Annotated in this window: 20 protein-coding genes; 8 read left to right on the forward strand and 12 right to left on the reverse strand. The window is 73.8% G+C overall.

Annotated features, from left to right (window positions below):
- Positions 1-41: 41 nt before the first annotated feature.
- From Cph01nite_RS15110 to Cph01nite_RS15155, 10 genes are all read right to left on the reverse strand, one after another.
- A complete protein-coding gene (locus Cph01nite_RS15110; protein WP_203675520.1) occupies positions 42-1,625 on the reverse strand; it encodes a peptide chain release factor 3 in 1,584 nt (527 codons plus the stop codon).
- Positions 1,622-2,032, reverse strand: coding sequence for a MerR family transcriptional regulator (locus tag Cph01nite_RS15115; protein ID WP_239069291.1), 411 nt, complete (start codon positions 2,030-2,032; stop codon positions 1,622-1,624). The genes Cph01nite_RS15110 and Cph01nite_RS15115 overlap by 4 nt, the downstream gene beginning before the upstream one ends.
- A gap of 86 nt (positions 2,033-2,118) precedes the next feature.
- Entirely contained in the window at positions 2,119-2,550 is a 432-nt protein-coding gene (locus Cph01nite_RS15120; protein ID WP_203675522.1) for an arsenate reductase ArsC, read from the reverse strand.
- Positions 2,551-2,598: 48 nt separating this feature from the next.
- Complete coding sequence (locus Cph01nite_RS15125) at positions 2,599-3,594, reverse strand: metalloregulator ArsR/SmtB family transcription factor (protein ID WP_373307590.1); 996 nt, start codon at positions 3,592-3,594, stop codon at positions 2,599-2,601.
- Positions 3,591-4,706 (reverse strand): ACR3 family arsenite efflux transporter, encoded by a 1,116-nt coding sequence (gene arsB / locus Cph01nite_RS15130; RefSeq protein WP_373307591.1) that lies wholly within the window; start codon positions 4,704-4,706, stop codon positions 3,591-3,593. Before arsB ends, Cph01nite_RS15125 begins: the two co-directional genes overlap by 4 nt.
- A gap of 31 nt (positions 4,707-4,737) precedes the next feature.
- Positions 4,738-5,520: a winged helix-turn-helix transcriptional regulator gene (locus Cph01nite_RS15135; protein WP_203675523.1), complete on the reverse strand. Its 783-nt coding sequence runs from the start codon at positions 5,518-5,520 to the stop codon at positions 4,738-4,740.
- A 55-nt stretch (positions 5,521-5,575) separates the two neighbouring features.
- The gene (gene pstB / locus Cph01nite_RS15140; RefSeq protein WP_275407409.1) at positions 5,576-6,346 is read right to left on the reverse strand and encodes a phosphate ABC transporter ATP-binding protein PstB; all 771 of its coding nucleotides are present in this window, start codon (positions 6,344-6,346) and stop codon (positions 5,576-5,578) included.
- A 169-nt stretch (positions 6,347-6,515) separates the two neighbouring features.
- The gene (pstA, locus tag Cph01nite_RS15145; RefSeq protein WP_203675525.1) at positions 6,516-7,424 is read right to left on the reverse strand and encodes a phosphate ABC transporter permease PstA; all 909 of its coding nucleotides are present in this window, start codon (positions 7,422-7,424) and stop codon (positions 6,516-6,518) included.
- The gene (pstC, locus tag Cph01nite_RS15150) at positions 7,424-8,380 is read right to left on the reverse strand and encodes a phosphate ABC transporter permease subunit PstC (RefSeq protein ID WP_203675526.1); all 957 of its coding nucleotides are present in this window, start codon (positions 8,378-8,380) and stop codon (positions 7,424-7,426) included. The genes pstA and pstC overlap by 1 nt, the downstream gene beginning before the upstream one ends.
- A 20-nt stretch (positions 8,381-8,400) precedes the next feature.
- Complete coding sequence (locus tag Cph01nite_RS15155) at positions 8,401-9,378, reverse strand: PstS family phosphate ABC transporter substrate-binding protein (protein WP_239069292.1); 978 nt, start codon at positions 9,376-9,378, stop codon at positions 8,401-8,403.
- Between the two features lie 285 nt (positions 9,379-9,663).
- Here Cph01nite_RS15155 and Cph01nite_RS15160 point away from each other — a divergent pair, with 285 nt between their 5' ends.
- The 7 genes from Cph01nite_RS15160 (at position 9,664) to Cph01nite_RS15190 (ending at position 15,460) form a co-directional block, all read left to right on the forward strand.
- Positions 9,664-9,915, forward strand: coding sequence for a thioredoxin family protein (locus Cph01nite_RS15160; protein WP_203675528.1), 252 nt, complete (start codon positions 9,664-9,666; stop codon positions 9,913-9,915).
- A 46-nt stretch (positions 9,916-9,961) separates the two neighbouring features.
- On the forward strand, positions 9,962-10,648 hold the full coding sequence (locus tag Cph01nite_RS15165; RefSeq protein WP_203675529.1) for a TetR/AcrR family transcriptional regulator: 687 nt from the start codon (positions 9,962-9,964) through the stop codon (positions 10,646-10,648).
- 62 nt (positions 10,649-10,710) lie between these two features.
- On the forward strand, positions 10,711-11,649 hold the full coding sequence (locus tag Cph01nite_RS15170; RefSeq protein ID WP_203675530.1) for an ABC transporter ATP-binding protein: 939 nt from the start codon (positions 10,711-10,713) through the stop codon (positions 11,647-11,649).
- Complete coding sequence (locus Cph01nite_RS15175) at positions 11,646-13,295, forward strand: ABC transporter permease (RefSeq protein ID WP_203675531.1); 1,650 nt, start codon at positions 11,646-11,648, stop codon at positions 13,293-13,295. The genes Cph01nite_RS15170 and Cph01nite_RS15175 overlap by 4 nt, the downstream gene beginning before the upstream one ends.
- Before the next feature lie 43 nt (positions 13,296-13,338).
- Positions 13,339-13,911 (forward strand): TetR family transcriptional regulator, encoded by a 573-nt coding sequence (locus tag Cph01nite_RS15180; protein ID WP_239069293.1) that lies wholly within the window; start codon positions 13,339-13,341, stop codon positions 13,909-13,911.
- Positions 13,908-14,693: an ABC transporter ATP-binding protein gene (locus tag Cph01nite_RS15185; protein WP_203675533.1), complete on the forward strand. Its 786-nt coding sequence runs from the start codon at positions 13,908-13,910 to the stop codon at positions 14,691-14,693. Before Cph01nite_RS15180 ends, Cph01nite_RS15185 begins: the two co-directional genes overlap by 4 nt.
- Positions 14,690-15,460 (forward strand): ABC transporter permease, encoded by a 771-nt coding sequence (locus Cph01nite_RS15190; protein ID WP_203675534.1) that lies wholly within the window; start codon positions 14,690-14,692, stop codon positions 15,458-15,460. Before Cph01nite_RS15185 ends, Cph01nite_RS15190 begins: the two co-directional genes overlap by 4 nt.
- Positions 15,461-15,463: 3 nt before the next feature.
- On the opposite strand, the gene Cph01nite_RS15195 is transcribed toward Cph01nite_RS15190, so the two are convergent.
- Together Cph01nite_RS15195 and Cph01nite_RS15200 are read right to left on the reverse strand one after the other, a co-directional pair.
- Complete coding sequence (locus Cph01nite_RS15195; RefSeq protein ID WP_203675535.1) at positions 15,464-16,138, reverse strand: response regulator; 675 nt, start codon at positions 16,136-16,138, stop codon at positions 15,464-15,466.
- Positions 16,135-17,259, reverse strand: a complete 1,125-nt coding sequence (locus Cph01nite_RS15200; RefSeq protein ID WP_203675536.1) for an ATP-binding protein — start codon at positions 17,257-17,259, stop codon at positions 16,135-16,137. Before Cph01nite_RS15200 ends, Cph01nite_RS15195 begins: the two co-directional genes overlap by 4 nt.
- A gap of 217 nt (positions 17,260-17,476) precedes the next feature.
- On the opposite strand from Cph01nite_RS15200, the gene Cph01nite_RS15205 reads away from it, so the two are divergent.
- Positions 17,477-18,871 carry a TrkH family potassium uptake protein gene (locus Cph01nite_RS15205; RefSeq protein WP_203675537.1) on the forward strand — a complete coding sequence of 465 codons (1,395 nt, stop codon included), beginning with the start codon at positions 17,477-17,479 and terminating at the stop codon, positions 18,869-18,871.
- The last annotated feature ends 4 nt before the right edge of the window (positions 18,872-18,875 follow it).

Consider the following 18,875-nt stretch of genomic DNA (forward strand, 5'->3'; position numbering starts at 1 on the left):
AAGGTCGGGGCGCGGGTGTCGCGCAGGACGGGACGGCGCGGTCAGGCGGCGCCGACGAGCAGCTCGGGCAGGGCGAGTCCGGGGCGGTCGCGGCGCAGCGCCTGCAGGACCCAACGGTCGCGCATCAGCGCGAGTCGCGCACCGTCGGCGCGCGTGACGACCTCGACACCCCGGGCTCCGGCCAGCGCGGCGACGTCCGCGTCGGTGGCGAGCCGGGCGAGCCCGTAGGACAACGGCTGCGTGCGCACGGGGGCACCGAACTCGTGCTCCATGCGGAAGGCGACGACCTCGAACTGCAGGGGCCCGACCGCACCGAGGATCGGCTCGCCGTCGCCGCGGTCCGGTGAGACCAGCAGCTGCACGACGCCCTCGTGGGCGAGCTGGGCGATCCCCTTGCGGAACTGCTTGGCGCGGCCGGGGTCGGCGGGACGTGCGGTGACGAAGTGCTCGGGCGGGAACGCGGGCATCGGGGGGAACACCGCGGGCGGGCCCTGGGGGTCGTACAGGGTGTCGCCGACCGCGAGGGCGGTGGCGTTGACCAGGCCGACGACGTCGCCGGGGTACGCGGTCTCGACGATCTCGCGGTCGCGACCGAAGACGGTGGCGGCGTGCTTGGTGGCGAACGAGCGGCCGGTCTGGGCGTGGACGACGGGCATGCCCCGCTCGAAGGTCCCCGACACGACGCGGATGAACGCGACCTGGTCGCGGTGCTGGCGGTCCATGCCGGCCTGCACCTTGAACACGACGGCGCTGAACGGGGCGTCGACGTCACGGGCACGCCCGTCGGTGGTGACCCGGGGCCCGGGTGCGGGTGCGAACCGGCGGACGGCCTCCAGCAGCCCGCGGACACCGATGTTGGTCAGGGCGACGCCGAACAGCAGGGGAGTGGTGCGTCCGGCGAGGAACGACTCGACGTCCGGTGCGGGCAGCAGCCCGGCCTGGTCGACGGCGTCGGTCACGTCGTCACCGAGCTCGCGGGCGGCGTCGTCCGGCGTGAGGTGCCGCTCCTCGGCGAGCGTGGCACCACCGGGTGCGCGGTGGTAGGTCGTCACGTCGCCGGTGCGCGGGTCCAGCAGGCCACGCAGGCGGCCCGCCTCGCCCACGGGCCACGTCACCGGTGCCGCGACGAGGCCGATGCGCTGCTCGAGCTCGTCGCAGAGCTCCAGGGCGTCCTTGCCCGGACGGTCCCACTTGTTGACGAAGGTCAGCACGGGCACACCGCGCGTGCGGCACACCTCGAAGAGCTTGAGGGTCTGCGGCTCGAGGCCCTTGGCGGCGTCGAGCAGCATGACGGCGCAGTCGACCGCCGTGAGCACCCGGTAGGTGTCCTCGGAGAAGTCGGCGTGCCCGGGGGTGTCGAGGAGGTTGATCACCGTGTCCTCGAACTGCAGCTGCAGGGCGGCGGACGAGATCGAGATCCCGCGCTTCTGCTCGATCTCCTGCCAGTCCGAGACGACCCCGCCGCGGCCGGCCTTGCCGTGCACCGCGCCGGCGCGCGAGATGGCGTGCGCGTGCAGCGCGAGCGCCTCGGTGAGCGTCGACTTGCCGGCGTCGGGGTGGGAGATGACGGCGATGCTGCGGCGGGGTGCCGGCGTGTCGCCGTGGTGGTCGGTCGTCGAGGTCACGCTGGCGACCCACCCCCGTGGCGGGCGTGCTCGGTGCGCAGCTCCCCGGCGAAGGCCTCGGCGTTGGCGAGCTGCTGCCGCAGGCTCGCGCAGCGCTCCTCGACGGCCAGCCGGAACATCTCGAGACGGTCGACCAGCGGTGCGCGCTCGGGCTCCGGCGTCGCGGTGTCCGTGAGGGCGTCGATCGTCTGCAGCAGCTCGCGCATCTCCTCGAGGGAGAAGTCCAGCGGCTTCATGCGGCGGACCAGCTGCAGGCGGGCGATGTCGGCCTCGGAGTACAGCCGGAACCCGCCCTGCGAGCGCGCCGAGGGGACGACGAGACCGACCTCCTCGTAGTACCGGATGGTGCGCAGGGACAGCCGGGTGCGCTCGGCGACCTCACCGATCTGCTTGTGGTCGACCCTCACGCGCTCACCTCCGGCAGTCATCCCGCCAACTCTACCGGCGCGGGAGAGTGCCGCAGGACGCCACCGGGGTCCTGCGGGCCGCAGCCTCAGGGGGCGCTCGGTGTCGTCACCGGCGTGACGCCGAGCGACTCCAGGAGTCCGAGCACGCGGGTGCGGATCTCGTCGCGGATCGGCCGGACGGCCTCGATGCCCTGGCCGGCCGGGTCGTCGAGCTTCCAGTCCTCGTAGCGCTTACCAGGGTAGAACGGGCACGCGTCGCCGCACCCCATGGTGATGACGACGTCGGACGCCTGGACGGCCTCGTCGGTGAGGACCTGGGGGACCTCGGCCCGGATGTCGATGCCCTCCTCGAGCATCGCCGCGACCGCCGTCGGGTTGATCTGCTCGGCCGGCATCGACCCGGCGGAGCGGACCTCGACGGCGCCGCCGGACAGGTGGCGCAGGTAGCCGGCCGCCATCTGCGAACGGCCGGCGTTGTGCACGCACACGAACAGGGCGCTGGGCGTCGTGGACGTCATGGTGGGTCCTCGTCTCATCGGTGTCGGTCGGTGGGTCGGTCGCAGGGGTCAGTCGGCCGGCAGCAGGTCGGCCACCAGGGCGCGGACCCGTCGGTCGAGCTCGTCACGGATCGCGGCGACGCCCTCGGGGGAGGCGAGCGCGGGGTCGCCGACCGCCCAGTCCTCGTACCGCGTGCCGGGCAGCACCGGGCAGGTGTCGCCGCAGCCCATGGTCACCACGACGTCGGCGGCGCGCACGGCGTCGTCGGTCAACGGCTTGGGGAAGGCCGAGTCGTCCGCACCGAGCGCGGCGAGCGCGGGCATGACGCCCGTGTGCACGGCGGCAGCGGGTGCCGAGCCCGCGGAGCGCACGACGACCCGGTCGCCCGCGTGGTGGCGCAGCAGCGCGGCGGCCAGCTGGGAGCGGCCCGCGTTGGCCACGCAGACGAACAGCACGTGGGGGCGGGTGTCACCGGCCGGCCGGGCGCGGTCGGTCAGCCGCTGCCGGGCGAATCGCTCGGCGTTGACCACGAGGTGCGCGCCGACGGTGGCCGTGCGGGCGAGGGACGCGTACGACTCGCGCACCAGGAGCTGCACGGTCGGCGCGGAGGCGTCGGGGAACTCGGCGGTGAGCCGGGCGGCGACCCGGTCGAGCACCGCGTCCGTGTCCCGCAGCCCTGTCCCGGCGTCGCGCGCGGGCTCGACGGCGGCGGGGGCGAACGAGTCCAGCAGCGTGGCGACGGCGCCGCGCACCTGCGGTGCGAGGCGGTAGTACACCCAGGTCGCGCGCCGCTCGGACGTCAGCACGCCGACGTCCTTGAGGACCTTGAGGTGGTGCGAGACCGTGGGCTGGGAGACGTCGGCGAGGGTGGCGATGTCGCACACGCACGCCTCGCCGGTCGGGCTGGCGGTGATCAGCGACACCACGCGCAGGCGCAGCGGGTCGGCGAGCGCCTTGAGCACGGCGGCGAGCCGGTCGGCGGCGTCCGTGCCCATCGCGAGCACGTGCGGTGCCGGGGTGCACCCGTCGTCGAGGACCGCCGGCCGCGGCGAGGTGGTGGTCACGGGGCGGTCCGCGGGGTGACCGACTCGGCGTAGGGGTCGGTCGCGAACCAGCGCCGCGCCACCCACAGCGAGACGTACACGAGGCCCACGAGCACGGGGACCTCGATCAGCGGTCCGACCACGCCGGCCAGCGCCTGCCCGGACGTCGCGCCGAACGTGCCGATCGCGACGGCGATCGCGAGCTCGAAGTTGTTGCCGGCCGCCGTGAACGCCAGCGTCGTCGACCGCGCGTAGCCCAGGCCGAGGGCCTTGCCGGAGGCGATCCCGACCCCCCACATGACCGCGAAGTACGCGAGCAGGGGCAGGGCGATGCGGGCCACGTCCAGGGGGTTGCGCGTGACGGCGTCCCCCTGCAGGGCGAAGAGCAGGACGATCGTGAAGAGCAGGCCGTAGAGGGCCCACGGTGCGACGCGGGGCACGAAGCGTGCCTCGTACCAGTCGCGTCCCCGGCTGCGCTCGCCGATGCGGCGGGACGCGAACCCCGCGGCGAGCGGGACGCCCAGGAAGACGAGCACGTTGACCGCGATCTGCCCGACCGAGACGTCGAGGCCCTGGGTGTCCAGGCCGAGCCAGCCCGGCAGGACGGTGAGGTAGAACCACCCGAGCAGCGAGAACGCGACGACCTGGAAGACCGAGTTGACGGCGACGAGCACTGCGGCGGCCTCGCGGTCCCCGCAGGCGAGGTCGTTCCAGATGACGACCATCGCGATGCAGCGGGCCAGGCCCACGATGATCAGGCCGGTCCGGTACTCCGGCAGGTCGGGCAGGAAGACCCACGCGAGGGTGAACATGAGCGCGGGGCCGACCAGCCAGTTCAGCGCCAGGGAGCTGACCAGCAGCCGCTTGTCGCCCGTGACGGCGCTGACGCGGTCGTACCTGACCTTCGCCAGCACCGGGTACATCATCACGAGCAGGCCGAGCCCGATGGGGACCGAGACCCCGCCGACCTCGAGGTGCGCGAGCAGGTCGGCGAGCGCCGGGACGAACCGGCCGAGCGCGAGACCCGCCACCATGGCCAGCCCGATCCAGGCGGGCAGCCACCGGTCCAGGGTGGACAGGCGGCCCGCCCTGGCGGGCGCGGGCGGGTGGTCGACGGCTGGCTGTATCGGCACGTGTCGATATTGACGGATGTCGAAGTAGCGGTCAAGCCGGTGGTGCGTCAGCGACGGGCGCCGGCGGACCGACGCGCAGCAGGTGCGTCTCGAGGCGGTAGCCCACGCCCCGCAGCGTCGAGATCGCCGGCCCCGCGCCCGCGGCCGTGAGCTTGCGCCGCAGGCGGGTGACGGTGGCGGCCATCGCCCCGTCCGGGTCCCCGACCGAGGGCCACAGCGCCGCGGTCAGCGCGCTGCGGCTGACGACGCGGTCCGCCCGTGCGGCCAGCAGCGCAAGCGTGCGGAACTCGATCGTCGTCAGGTCCAGCGCACGGCCGGTCAGCCGCGCCTGGTAGCCGTCCGGGTCGAGGACGAGGTCGGCGACCCGGATCGTGGGGGAGCCCGGTGCGGAGGCCGGCCAGTACGGGCGCAGCGCGACGAGCACCTCGTCCAGGTGGTAGGGCAGGCCCACCCCCGGGTGCGCGCCCGCGGCCACCGCGGTCCGCAGCACGTCCTCCTGGCCGGGTGACCAGGCCACGAGCACGGGGCAGCCGATCGCCTCGCGGACCACCGAGACGAAGCGGTCGGCGTCGCTCGGTGTCGTCGCCGACACCAGCACGACGTCCGGCCCGGTCGTGGCCAGGTGGACCAGCGCGGTCAGCTCGTCCTGGTGCACCGTCACGTCGAGGCCGCAGCCCCGCAGCGCCTCGACCACCGGGTCGTCGGCCGCGAGCGCGCGGTCCACGATGCCCAGCCGGCCCGGGACCGCGGCCCGCAACCACGCCCGCACCGTGTCGCTGCGGTACGCCGCACCCGTCCGATGCCGAGGCGACACCGTCGTCGTCATCCTCGTCCGCCCCCTGAGGTGCTCGTCGCTCCCGGACGCAGGCTCAGCCGAACCGGCCGGTGATGTAGTCCTCGGTCCGGCTGTCCGACGGGTTCTCGAAGATCTTCGACGTCAGGTCGAACTCGACCAGGACCCCGGTGCGGTCGCCCGACGTCTCGTCGACGTCCGCCGTGAAGAAGGCGGTCCTGTCGGCGATGCGCGCGGCCTGCTGCATGTTGTGGGTGACGATGACGATCGTGTACCGGTCGCGCAGCTCCACCATGAGCTCCTCGATGCGGAGCGTGGCGATCGGGTCCAGGGCCGAGCACGGCTCGTCCATGAGGATGACGTCGGGCTCGACCGCGATCGTGCGGGCGATGCACAGGCGCTGCTGCTGCCCGCCGGACAGGCCGTAGGCGCTCTGCTTGAGCTTGTCCTTGACCTCGTCCCACAGGGCGGCCCGGCGCAGGGTCTGCTCGACGAGGTCGTCCATCGAGTCGACGTCCATGCCGGTGACGCGCGGACCGTAGGCGACGTTGTCGTAGATCGACTTGGGGAACGGGTTCGGCTTCTGGAAGACCATGCCGATCCGCCGGCGCACCTCGATCGGGTCGACGCCCGGGCCGTAGATGTCCTGCCCCCAGTACTGGACCTTGCCGTCGACCCGTGCGCCGTCGACCAGGTCGTTCATGCGGTTGAGCGAGCGCAGGATCGTCGACTTGCCGCACCCGGAGGGGCCGATGAGCGCCGTGATCTCGTTGTGCCCGAAGGGGAGCGAGACGTCGCGCACCGCCACGAACCCGCCGTAGCGCACGTCGACGTCCACGCACTCCAGGACCGGGGTCGGGGCGTCCTTCGTGACCCGCTCCTCCCGCCACCGTGCGCTGGGCGCGGTGGTCGGGGCGGCGTGGGCCGGAGCCTCCTTGACGGAGGGCTCGAGGGTTCGGTCAGTGGGGTTCATGATGAGGGCTCCGGTCGAGAGGACGTCGGCGGGGAGGAGGACGTCACCAGCGCCGCTGGTAGCGGTTGCGGATGACGATCGCGAGGGCGTTCATCGCCAGGAGGATCCCGACGAGCAGCAGGGAGGCCGCCGCGGCGAGCTCGCGGAACTCCGCCTGCGGGTTGTTGGTCCACCCGAAGATCTGGATGGGCATGGTCGTGAAGCCGCTCAACAGGCCGTTGGGGTCGAACGAGACGAAGACCAGCGCACCGAGCAGCAGCAGCGGGGCGGCCTCGCCGAGCGCGCGGGACAGCGCGAGGATCGTCCCGGTGGAGATGCCGGGGATCGCCGCGGGCAGGGTGATGCGCCACGTCGTCTGCAGCCCCGTCGCCCCCAGCGCCAGCGAGCCCTGCCGGAGCTCGCGCGGGACGGCCCGCAGCGCCTCACGCGTCGAGATGATGACGACGGGCAGGATGAGCAGCGCGAGCGCGACGGCCCCGCCGATGACGATGTTCTTGTTGGCGACGCCCAGCAGCCCGAGGAAGCCGACGGCGAGCATGCCGTAGATGATCGAGGGGATCGCCGCGAGGTTCTGGATGTTGACCTCGACGAACCGGTTGAACCGGCTGTGCCGGTCGGCGAACTCCTCGAGGTGGACCGCGGCGGCGATGCCGAGCGGGATCGCCAGGACGGCGGTCGTGCCGATCACCCACAGGGAGCCGAGGATCGCCGGCCGGGCGCCGGCCTGCTGCGGTCGCGAGGACGGGAACTCGGTGAAGAGCCGCGAGTCGAGCCGTCCCGCGCCGTCGATGAACGTCGACACGATGAGGGTGAGCAGCGTCAGCAGCGCGATGAAGAGGCTCAGCCAGAGCGCGACGAGGAAGATCACCGAGCGCGGGTTGCGCTCGCGCGAGCGGCCGTCCGTGGCGAGCCGCTGGTGCGGCGTGGTCGTGGTCGTCGTCGTGGTGGTCATCAGTACTCCTGCCGGAAGCGCCGGACCAGCTGGATGGCCACGAGGTTCACGGCGAGCGTGAGCACGAACAGCAGGAGGCCGACGGCGAAGAGGGTGTTGTACTGCAGCGAGCCGATGCGGGAGTCCCCGAGGGCCATGCGGGCGATGAAGCCCGTCATGGTGGCGCCCTCCATCGTGGGGTCGGTCACCATCTGCGGACGTGCGCCGGCCGCGATCGCGACGATCATCGTCTCGCCGATGGCCCGGGAGATCCCGAGGACCACGGCGGCGACGATCCCGGACAGCGCGGCGGGCAGGACGACGCGCAGCGTCGTCTGCATGCGGTTCGCGCCCAGGGCCGCGGAGCCCTGCCGCAGCGCCTGCGGCACGGCCGTCATCGCGTCCTCCGAGAGGGACGCGATGGTGGGGATGATCATGAAGCCCATGACCAGGCCGGCCGCGAGGATCGAGAACGTCCCGACCTGGATCCCCAGGAGTCCGCGCAGCAGGACCGGGGCGACGAAGCTGAGGGCGAAGAACCCGAAGACGACGGTGGGCACGCCCGCGAGCAGCTCGAGGATCGGCTTGAGGGTGCGTCGCACCCCGGGCCGCGCGTACTCCGCGAGGTAGATGGCCGCGCCGAGGCCGAACGGGACGGCCACCAGCAGCGCGATGAACGTCGTCCACGCCGTCGCGGTCACCAGGGGCAGCACGCCGAACGACTTGTCGGCGAACTGCGGGGCCCAGCGCGTGCCGGTGAGGAAGTCGAGCACCGGGACCTCGCGGAAGAACGCGAGGGCCGGGCCGAGCAGCGAGATCACGATGCCGATCGTGATGACGACCGAGAGCGCGGCGGCGGCGCGCAGGATCCAGCGCACCACGGTCTCGAGCGGTCGGGGTCGGCCCGTCAGGGAGGGCGCCCCCGGCAGGGGCGGCGTGGTGGCCGCCCCTGCCGGAGTCGTGCGCAGCGTCGTCATGGTGAGAGTCCTGGGACTCGTCAGCCGACGAGGGAGGCGAGCTCGTCCTGCGCGGTCTTCGCCTGCTCCTCGGTGAGGTCGATGAACAGGGCGTCGGCCGCGATCTGCTCCTCGTTCTCCAGGTAGAAGTCGACGAACGCCCGCAGCGCCGCGTTCTCCGCGTACTTCGCGTTGTTGACGTAGATGAACAGCGGACGCCCCAGCGGCTCGTACGAGCCGTCCTGCACGGTCTCCGAGGTCGGCGACACGCAGCCGGCGCCGTTGTCGACCTCGAGGAGCTTGACCGAGTCGGCGTTCTCCTCGGCGTAGCTCAGGCCGAAGAAGCCCATCCCGCCGACGGCGCCGGAGACGCCCTGGACGGTGAGGTTGTCGTCCTCGGACGGCGTGTAGTCCGTGCGGACCGCGCCCTCCTCGCCGTTGACCGCGTCGGTGAAGTAGTCGAACGTGCCCGAGTCGGTGCCGGCGCCGTACAGCTCCAGCGGCTCGTCAGGGAACGAGGGGTCGACGTCGGCCCACGACATCACGGTGCCTTCGGACTCCGGGGACCAGATGGTGCCGAGCTGCTCGACCGTGATGCAGTCGATCCAGTCGTTCTCGGGGTTCACGACGACGGACAGGCCGTCGTTGGCGATGACGATCTCGGTGTACTCGACACCGTTCGCCTCGCACTCCGCGGCCTCCTCGTCCTTGATCGGACGGGAGGCGTCGGAGATGTCGGTCTCGTCGGCGCAGAAGCGCTTGAAGCCGCCGCCGGTGCCGGAGGTCGCGACGGTGACGTTCACGCCGGGCTCGACGTCGCGGAACAGGGTGGCGGCAGCCGAGCTCAGCGGCTCGACGGTCGAGGAGCCGTCGATGACGACCTGACCGCTCAGGCTTCCCCCGTCGCTCTCACCCGACGGCGCGGCGGACGTGTTGTCCTGGCCACCGCACGCGGCGAGCAGGAGAACGGCGCCGGTCGCCGTGAAGGCGGCCGCGGTGCGGTTCGCAAGTCTGAACACTGGTGTTCCCGTCTCGTGTCGGCCCCGGGCGGGCCGGGACCTCGTCATGTGGACAGGACAGAGAGAACGCGATCCGTCTGAACTCGAGGTGAACGGCGCCGGAACCGGCGCCGACGGCTGGAGCACGATCTGTGCGAGCGTCCGACATCGTGGACCTTCGTCCCGCGGTGCGGGGCGGGGGCCGTCCTACGTTGCCGGTGTGGTCGTCGCGGAGGACGTCGGGGCGGGTGTCGCGCTGCCCGGCGCCGGAGGGGCGGGCGCTCCGCGAGGCGAGGGGAGCGCGCCGTGAAGATCAAGATCCTCGGGCCCGGGTGCGGCGGCTGCCAGGCCCTGGAGCGCATGGTCGACGAGGCGCTGGCGACGCTCGGTCTCCCGGCGCAGGTGGTCCGGGTCACCGACTACGAGGTGATCGCGTCCTACGGGGTGCTGAGCACCCCGGGTCTGGTGGTCGACGACGAGGTCGTGCTCTGCGGGCGGGTGCCGACGGCCTCCCACGTGCGCGAGCTCCTGCAGGACCGCGCCCCCCGGCGCCGCTGACGACAGGCCTTGCGCCGCCGCTGAACGCTTGTTTAGTCTATGGAACATGCGTTCAAGCGAGTTGGCGGACCCGGGTCCCGACCCGGACCTCACCACGCGCGCGCGCATACGCGACGCCGCGGTCGTGCGCTACGCGCGCGAGGGCTTCCGGGTCGGGCTGCGCGTGATCGCCGAGGACGCCGGCGTGAGCGCGGCGCTGATCGTGCACCACTTCGGCTCCAAGGACGGGCTGCGGGCCGCGTGCGACGCGCACGTCCTGCGCCAGATCCGCGAGGCGAAGGAGCAGGCGCTCGTCACGGGCAGCGCCCAGGACCTGCTGCTGCAGCTGGCCGCCATGGACCGCTACGCGCCCCTCGTGGGGTACGCGCTGCGCAGCATGCAGGCGGGCGGTGAGCTCGCCCGGGAGTTCGTCGAGCACTTCGTCGCGGACGCCGAGGTCTACATCGCCGAGGCGGTCGCCGCCGGGTCGATGCGCCCGAGCCGGGACGAGAAGGCCCGCGCCCGCTACCTCACCCTGCAGGGCCTCGGCGCCCTGCTGCTCGAGATGACGCTGCACCCGCCGGACGACCCCACCGACGTGGAGGGGATCCTCCACCGGCACCGCGACCGGATGATGCTGCCCGCGATCGAGCTGTTCACGCACGGTCTCATGACCGACAACCGCATGCTCGAGGCCTACCTGCTCTACGTCGGCGACCCGCCGCAGGAGGACGGCGCTGACCGCAGCGCCTGACGGGCAGCCCGCCGCTGCCCGTCGTCGTCCACCCGTCGACCCCCTGCAGAGAGCGTGACGCCATGCCCAGCCCCACCAGCTCGTCCCCCGTCATCGAGGTCCGTGCCCTGACCAAGTCCTTCGGCGCCGTGCGCGCGCTGGACGAGCTCGACCTCACCGTGGCCCCCGGGGAGGTCCACGGGTTCCTCGGCCCCAACGGCGCCGGGAAGTCCACGACCATCCGGGTGCTGCTCGGCCTGCTGCGCGCCGACGCCGGGACGGCCCGGCTGCTCGGCGGCGACCCCTGGGCCGACGCGGTCGACCTCCACCGGCGCCTCGCGTACGTGCCCGGCGAGGTCAACCTGTGGCCCAAGCTCACCGGCGGCGAGGTCATCGACCTCCTCGCGAGCCTGCGCGGCCCGCTCGACCGCACCCGCAAGGCCGAGCTCCTCGAGCGCTTCGACCTCGACCCCACCAAGAAGACGCGGACGTACTCCAAGGGCAACCGGCAGAAGGTCGCCCTGGTCGCCGCGCTGGCCGGCGACGTCGAGCTGCTCGTGCTCGACGAGCCCACCTCGGGCCTGGACCCGCTGATGGAGCTCGCGTTCCAGGAGTGCGTCGCCGAGGCCGTCGGGCGCGGCACGACCGTCCTGCTCTCGAGCCACATCCTCGCCGAGGTCGAGAAGCTCTGCGACCGCGTCACGATCATCCGGGCCGGGCGGGCCGTGCAGAGCGGCACGCTGCGCGACCTGCGTCACCTGACCCGCAGCAACGTGCGGGTCACCACCGCGCTGCCGCCTGCCGCCCTCGACGGGATCGTGGGCGTGCACGACGTGGCGTCCGACGGCGGCCAGCTGACGTTCACCGTCGACGACGACGCGCTGTCGTCGGTCATGGCGGCGCTGGCCGCGGCCGGGATGAGCAACCTGGTCGTCACCCCGCCGACCCTCGAGGAGCTGTTCGTCCACCACTACGGCACCGCCGCCACGGACGACGCGGTGCCCACCGGTGGTGCACGGTGACGGCGCTCGCTCCGGCACGTGAGCCCCGCGCGCAGCGCGGCGCTCGATCGAGCACGCCGTGGGTCGGGACCGGCCGGCTCGTGGCCGTCGGCCTGCGTCGCGACCGTGTCCGGATCCCGGTGTGGGCGCTCGCCGTCGGTGGTCTGATCGCGTACTTCGGGGCCGCCATCCCCGTCGCCTACCCCGACGCGGCGGCGCTGCAGACCCGCGCCGAGATCATGAAGGAGCCGTCCGGGGCGTTCATGACCGGGCCGGGCTACGGGCTCGACGACTACACCTTCGGTGTCCTGCTCGCCAACGAGATGCTCGGCATGGTCGCCGTCGCGGTGGCGGTCATGTCGATCTTCCTCGTGGTGCGCCACACCCGGGCGGAGGAGGAGGCCGGGCGCGCCGACCTGGTGCGCGCGGGCGTCGTGGGTCGCGACGCCCCGCTGGCGGCGGCGCTGGTGCTCCTCGTGGTTGCGAACGCCGCGGTCGCGCTGGTGCTGCTCGGTGCGCTGCTCGCCAACGGACTCGCGCCGGTCGACTCCGGGGCCGTGGCCGCCGGCGTGGCCGTGGTCGGCCTGGTCTTCGGTGGTGTGGCCGCCGTGACGGCCCAGCTGAGCGAGCACGCGCGGACGGCCTCCGGCGCCGCCGGTGGCCTGCTCGGCCTCGCGTACGTGCTGCGCGGCGTCGGCGACGCCGCGCAGCAGGGCGGCAGCGCGCTGTCGTGGGCGTCCCCGATCGGGTGGGCGCAGCAGACCCGGGCCTTCGTCGACCTGCGCTGGTGGCCGCTGCTGCTCGGTGTCGCGCTGTGCGTGGTCCTGGTCGTGGCGGCGTTCGCGCTGACGGCGCGCCGTGACGTGGGGGCCGGTCTGGTCGCGGCGCGTCGGGGCCGTGCGGACGCCCGCCGCACGCTCCTGAGCCCGGTCGGGCTGACGTGGCGCACCGAGCGCGCGGCGATCGCCTGGTGGGGTGTCGGCCTGGGGGTGTTCGCCGTCCTCACCGGGTCCATGGCGCAGGGCATCGTCGACAGCTTCGAGGCCCAGCCGCAGCTCGCCGAGGTGTTCGGCGGGGCCTCCGCCGACGACGTCCTGGGCTCCACGCTCTCCGCGTTCCTCACGTTCTTCGCGATGGCGGTCGCTGTCTACGCGGTCGTCTCCGTCAACCGGCTGGGCCGGGAGGAGGACGAGGGGCGTACGGGTGTCGTCCTCGCCACGGCGGTGAGCCGACCGGCGTGGCTGCGCGGGTCGCTGCTGGTGACGGTCGTCGGGTCCGCGGCGCTCCTGCTCGTGTCGGGGCTGGGCCTCGGCGCCGGAGCGGCCGTGTCGGTGGGCGACCCGGGCCTGGCGGGCCCGTTCGCCGTCGGGAGCCTGGCCTACCTGCCGCTGGTGCTGTGCTTCGCCGGGCTCGCGGCGGTCGCGCACGGGTGGCGGGCCGGCACATGGTGGGTCTGGGCCCTGCTGGTGGCGTCGATCCTCGTGGGCCTGTACGGCCCGCTGTTCCGGCTGCCCGACGCCGTGCTGGACGCGGCACCGTTCGCGCTCGTGGCCCGGGTCCCGTCCGAGTCCGTCTCGGTGGGTGCGCTCGTCGCGACGGCGGCCACCGCGCTGGTGCTGGCCGCGGTGGCGACGGCGGGCCTCGGGCGGCGGGACGTCTCGTCCTGACCCCGGCTTCTCACCCCGGATGTTAGTCGCTAACATCCGGGGTGTGAGTCGATCCGCCGGCACCCGAGAACGGCTGCGCGCGGCCGCCCTCGAGCTGTTCGTCGCGCAGGGCTTCGACGCGACGACGGTCGACCAGGTCGCCGCAGCCGCCGGTGTCTCGCACATGACGTTCTTCCGGCACTTCGCCACCAAGGAGGACGTCGTCCTCGACGACCCGTACGACGAGGTGATCGCCGACGCGGTGCTCGCCCAGGACCGCGCCCTGCCGGCGCTCGAGCGGGTCCGGCGGGGGATCGCGGCCGCGTGGGCCGCGCTGCCGGAGCCGACGGAGGAGGAGACGCGGGCCCGCGTGCGGCTGATCGCCGGACACCGGGGGCTCATGGCCCGGGCGTGGCAGAACAACCAGCGCACCGGGGAGCTCGTCGTCACGGCGCTCGAGGACGACGGCGTGCCACCGCTCGAGGCCCGGGTGGCGACCAGCGCGTGCCTCTCGGCCCTGATGGAGGGGCTGCTGACGTGGGGGCGCCAGCCCGGCCCGTGCGAGCTCGGCCCGATCATCGCCCGGTCCCTGGCGTACCTGGCACCGGCTGGTCCGCCCCCCGAGGAGGCGTCGTGAGCGGCGGCGGCCCTGCCGGCGACGTCCTGCTGGACGTGCGCGCGGTGCGGCGCGCGTTCGCGGACGACCGCGCCGTGGACGGGATCGACCTCACCGTCAGGTCCGGCGAGATCCACGCGATCGTCGGCCTCAACGGCGCGGGCAAGTCCACGCTGATGCGGCTCGCGCTGGGGATGCTGCGGCCGGCTGCCGGGTCGGTGCACCTGCGGCTGCCCGGCACGGACGCCGTCGAGGCGTGGCACGCGCCCGCCGAGGTCTGGGCTGCCGTGGGGCACCTCGTCGAGACGCCGTTCGCGTACCCCGAGCTCACGGTGACCGAGATGGTCGTGGCGGCCGCCCGCCTGCGCGGCATGCCGGCGTCGGCGGCGGTGCCGGCAGCGCGTCGCGTGGTGGAGGCGCTCGAGCTGCAGCGCTGGGCGCACCGCGGCACCGGCACGCTGTCGATGGGCAACCGGCAACGCCTCGGCCTGGCCTGCGCGGCGGTCCACGCGCCGCGGCTGCTGGTCCTGGACGAGCCGTCGACGGCGCTCGACCCCGCCGGGGTCGTGCTCGTGCGCGCCTGGCTGCGCCGCACCCGGGACGCGGGATCGGGCGTCCTGGTCTCCAGCCACCACCTCGACGAGGTCGCCCGCACGGCCGACCGGATCACCGTCCTGCACCGCGGACGGGTCGTCGGCGGCCTCGCGCCCGAGGGCGTCGACCTGGAGCGGCAGTTCTTCGCGATGGTGCACGCCGCGGACGCTGCGGCGGCCTGCGACGCCTCGACGGGGAGCGGCGCGTGACCGGCGCCGCGTGGGACGTCGAGCTGCTCAAGCTGCGCCGGTCGTCGGTCGCGCGCACGTCCGCGCTCGCGCTCGTCCTGGGGACGTGCGCGCTGACCGCGGCGTTCACCGCCGTCGGCCTCGGCGACGGTGACAGCCAGATGGCGGTCAAGGTCCGTCCCATGCTGCAGGGCACCGGCTGGGAGGCGTACCTGGGCATGCTCGGGCAGATCCTGTCCGTCGGGGTGCTGCTCGCGGTGGGCGTCGTCGTGGCCTGGACCGTGGGGCGGGAGTTCACCGACGGCACCATCGCGAGCCTCCAGGCCCTGCCGACGCCCCCGGCGGCGATCGCGCGGGCCAAGCTGGCCACCGTCCTGCTCGGCGCGGTCCTGTGCGCGGTCGCGACCGTGGCGCTCGCCGTGGTGCTGGGCCTGCTCATCGGGCTCGGGCCGCCGGACGGCGCGGGCCTGCGCGCGGGGGGTCGTGCGCTCGTGGTGGCGCTCCTCATGGCGGTGCTGACGCTGCCCCTGGCGCTGGTCGCCAGCGTCCGGCGGGGCTACCTGCCGGGCGTCGGCGCCCTGCTCGGGATCGTGGTCGTCACCCAGGTCGCGACCGTGGCCGGCGCCGGGGCGTGGTTCCCGTGGGCGACGCCCGGGCTGTGGGCCGGGATGGGCGGCCAGGCGGCCGCCGACGCCGTCACGCCGCTGCAGCTGCTGCTACCCCTGCCGGTCGGCCTGCTCGGTGCGCTCGCCACGGTCCGCTGGTGGGCCACCGCCGAGCTGCGGTGAGCCTCACGGCTCGAAGCGGTACCCCACGCCCGGCTCGGTGAGCAGGTGCCGGGGCGCCGCGGGGAGCACCTCCAGCTTGCGGCGCAGCTGGGCGACGTAGACGCGCAGGTACGCCACCTCGTCCACGTACTGCGAGCCCCACACGTCGTGCAGCAGGTCACGCTGCGTGACGACGCGGCCGGGGAAGCGCAGCAGCGCCTCCAGCACACCCCACTCGGTCGGCGTGAGGTGCACCTGCTCGCCGTCCCGCTCGACGCGGCGCGCCGTCCGGTCGATCACCAGGTGGTCGGTGCGGAAGACGATGACGCGGTCCGCGGGGGAGGCGCGCCGCAGGGCCGCGCGCAGGCGGGCCAGGAGCTCGTCCATGCCGAACGGCTTGGTCACGTAGTCGTCGGCCCCGACGTCCAGGGCGCCGACCTTGTCGTGCTGGGCGTCCCGCGCGGACAGCACCAGGACGGGCAGGTCGGACTCGGCGCGCAGCGCGCGCACGACGTCGAGGCCGTCGACGTCGGGCAGGCCCAGGTCGACGATGGCCACGTCCGGCTGGAACGTGCGCGCGAGCACGAGCGCGTCGCCGCCGCGCCCGGTGGCGTGCACGTCGAACCCGTGCGCCGGCAGCGTGAGCCGCAGCGTGCTGACCAGGGCCTCGTCGTCCTCGACGAGGAGCAGCCGCGTCACGCCGCACCCAGCAGCACGGTCATGGTCAGCCCACCGCCCGGTGTCGTCGACGGCGTGAGCCGGGCACCCATCGCCTCGGTGAAGCCCTGGGCGATCGCCAGGCCGAGACCGACGTGGGAGCCCGCGTCCCGGTCGTCGAGCCGCTGGAACGCGACGAACACCTCGGCGCGGCGCTCCGGCGCGATCCCCGGGCCGTGGTCGACCACGTGCAGCGCGACCGTCGGTGACCCGCCCGACCCGTCCTCGTGCAGGTCGGCCCGCACCTCGACGCGGGTGCCGGGCGGGCTGAAGCGCACCGCGTTCTCCACGAGGTTCTCCACGACGCGCTCGAGCAGACCCGGGTCGGCCAGGACGAGGGGCAGGTCGTCGGCGACGAGGACGTCCACGCTCGACCGGTGCTCGTGCAGCACCGCGCGGGACACGACCTCGTCGAGCGCGACGGGCCGGACCTGCGCCGTCACCGCGTCGGACCGCAGCCGGGTCATGTCGAGCAGGTTCGCGACCAGCCGCGTCAGCCGGTCGGTCGACTCCTCGATCGTGGCGAGCAGCTGGGCGCGCGCGGGCTCGGGCCACGTGACGTCCCGCTGCCGCAGGCTGCTCACCGCGGCCTTCGTGCTCGCCAGCGGCGTGCGCAGGTCGTGCCCGACGGAGGCGAGCAGCGCCGCGCGCGTCCGGTCCTGCGCGGCCAGCTCGCGGGTGCGTGCCTCCTGGACGTCGAGCGCGTGCCGGTACCGCAGCCGGTCGCGGGCGGCGAGCTCGACCGTCGCCGCGACGACGACCGCGGCCGCCGCGAACACGACCAGCTCGATGAGCACGTCCTGCCGCTCGACCGCGAGGGTGTGGAACGGGGGCGTGAAGTACCAGTTGGCCAGGGTCACCGACGCGGCCGCGGCCACCAGGCCGGGCAGCAGCCCACCGACGGCCGACACGACGACGACGACCAGCAGGTGCACCAGCAGCACGCTGCCGAGCGCCACCTGCCCGCGGACCGTCAGCAGCGCCGCCGTCGTGAGCGGCAGGCCCACCACGACGAGCCCGAGGCCGGTCCACCGGCGGGTCGGCGTCACCCCGCCCCGGACGACGCCCAGTGCGGCGTCCCGCGAGTGGGTCCAGCTCGGCATGCCGCCCAGGCTCGCACACCCGGGGGCCGCGGACCGCGCGGGTGGACGCGCGTCCCGGCCGGCGGTCGCCAGGTTTCCTGATGAAATCTTGACGCCCCGAGACCGGTTCGTCCCTGCCGCGACCGCCGGGCGGAACCTACGCTCGGACGCCGCACCAGCCGATCCGGCGGTGCCGTGGGCCGCGGTCCGCGCGCGCGCAGACAAGGCACCCCCCGCCATGGCAGTGATCTTCGACGGCCTCCTCGCGTCCTCCGAGTCGCAGGGCGGCGGTCCGCGACGTTCGCGGCGGGCGCTGCGGAACCCGGGGCGCACCCTCGTCGCCGGCTTCGCCGGTGGCGTCCTCGTCGGGGCTGCGCTCCTCATGCTCCCCGTGGCGCGGGCAGGTGGCGGCAGCGCCGGACCCCTCGAGGCGCTGTTCACCGCGACGTCGGCGCTGTGCGTCACCGGTCTGGCGGTCGTCGACACCCCGACGTTCTGGTCGCCGTTCGGTCAGGCCGTCATCCTCGTCCTCATCCAGGCCGGCGGGTTCGGCATCATGACGCTCGCCTCGCTGCTCGGCCTGGTCATCACCCGACGGCTGGGTCTGGGCTCGCGGATGGTCGCGGCCGCGGAGACGAAGAGCGTCGGGCTGGGGGACGTGCGCACCGTGCTCCTCGGCGTCGCGCGCGTCAGCTTCGCCGTCGAGGCCGTGGTGGCGCTCGTCCTGACCGTGCGGTTCGCGACCACCTACGGCCACCCGGTCGGCCGGAGCCTGTGGCTCGGGGTCTTCCACTCCGTCTCGGCGTTCAACAACGCGGGCTTCGCGCTCTTCAGCGACAGCCTCGTCGGGTTCGCCACCGACCCCTGGGTCTGCGTGCCGGTCATGCTCGCCGTCGTCGTCGGTGGACTGGGCTTCCCCGTCGTCCTGGAGATCCTGCGCCAGCACCGCCGGCCGCGGCGCTGGAGCATCCACACCAAGCTCACGCTGGTGATGACCGGCATCCTGCTCGTCGGCGGCAGCGTGTTCATCACGGGTGCCGAGTGGGCGAACCCCCACACCCTGGGGGCGCTCGACCCCGCCGGCCGGGTGCTGGCGGGCGTCTTCCAGGCGGTGATGCCCCGCACCGCCGGGTTCAACAGCGTCGACACCGGGGCGCTGAACACCGGCACGCTGCTGGGCACCGACGTCCTCATGTTCATCGGCGGCGGCAGCGCCGGCACGGCCGGCGGGATCAAGGTCGGCACGTTCGCCGTGCTGCTCCTCGCGATCGTCGCCGAGCTGCGCGGCGATCCCGACGTCGACCTCTTCGACCGTCGCCTGATGGCGGGGACGATCCGGCAGGCGCTCGCGGTCGCCCTGCTGAGCGTCGCCGCCGTCGTGGTGTCGACCGTGGCCCTGTCCATGACGAGCCCGTACAGCCTCGACGAGGTCCTGTTCGAGGTGGTGTCCGCGTTCGCCACGGTGGGGCTGTCGACGGGCATCACCGCCGACCTCGCGGCGGGCCACCAGATCGTGCTCGTCGTGCTGATGTTCGCCGGCCGGCTCGGCCCGGTGACCCTGGCGTCCGCGCTCGTGCTGCGCGAGCGCGGCCGGTTCTTCCGCCGGCCCGAGGGTCGACCGCTCATCGGCTGAGCGT

The sequence above is a fragment of the Cellulomonas phragmiteti genome (assembly GCF_016862775.1).
Classification (GTDB): Bacteria; Actinomycetota; Actinomycetes; order Actinomycetales; family Cellulomonadaceae; genus Cellulomonas; species Cellulomonas phragmiteti.

Bases quoted from the DNA above. Each gene is read 5' to 3' on its own strand.
- Cph01nite_RS15165 (WP_203675529.1), top strand. From the start codon at position 9,962: ATGCGTTCAAGCGAGTTGGCGGACCCGGGTCCCGACCCGGACCTCACC.
- pstA (WP_203675525.1), bottom strand. From the start codon at position 7,424: ATGACCACCACGACGACGACCACGACCACGCCGCACCAGCGGCTCGCC.
- Cph01nite_RS15120 (WP_203675522.1), bottom strand. From the start codon at position 2,550: ATGACGTCCACGACGCCCAGCGCCCTGTTCGTGTGCGTGCACAACGCC.
- Cph01nite_RS15205 (WP_203675537.1), top strand. From the start codon at position 17,477: ATGGCAGTGATCTTCGACGGCCTCCTCGCGTCCTCCGAGTCGCAGGGC.
- pstC (WP_203675526.1), bottom strand. From the start codon at position 8,380: ATGACGACGCTGCGCACGACTCCGGCAGGGGCGGCCACCACGCCGCCC.
- Cph01nite_RS15200 (WP_203675536.1), bottom strand. From the start codon at position 17,259: ATGCCGAGCTGGACCCACTCGCGGGACGCCGCACTGGGCGTCGTCCGG.
- Cph01nite_RS15170 (WP_203675530.1), top strand. From the start codon at position 10,711: ATGCCCAGCCCCACCAGCTCGTCCCCCGTCATCGAGGTCCGTGCCCTG.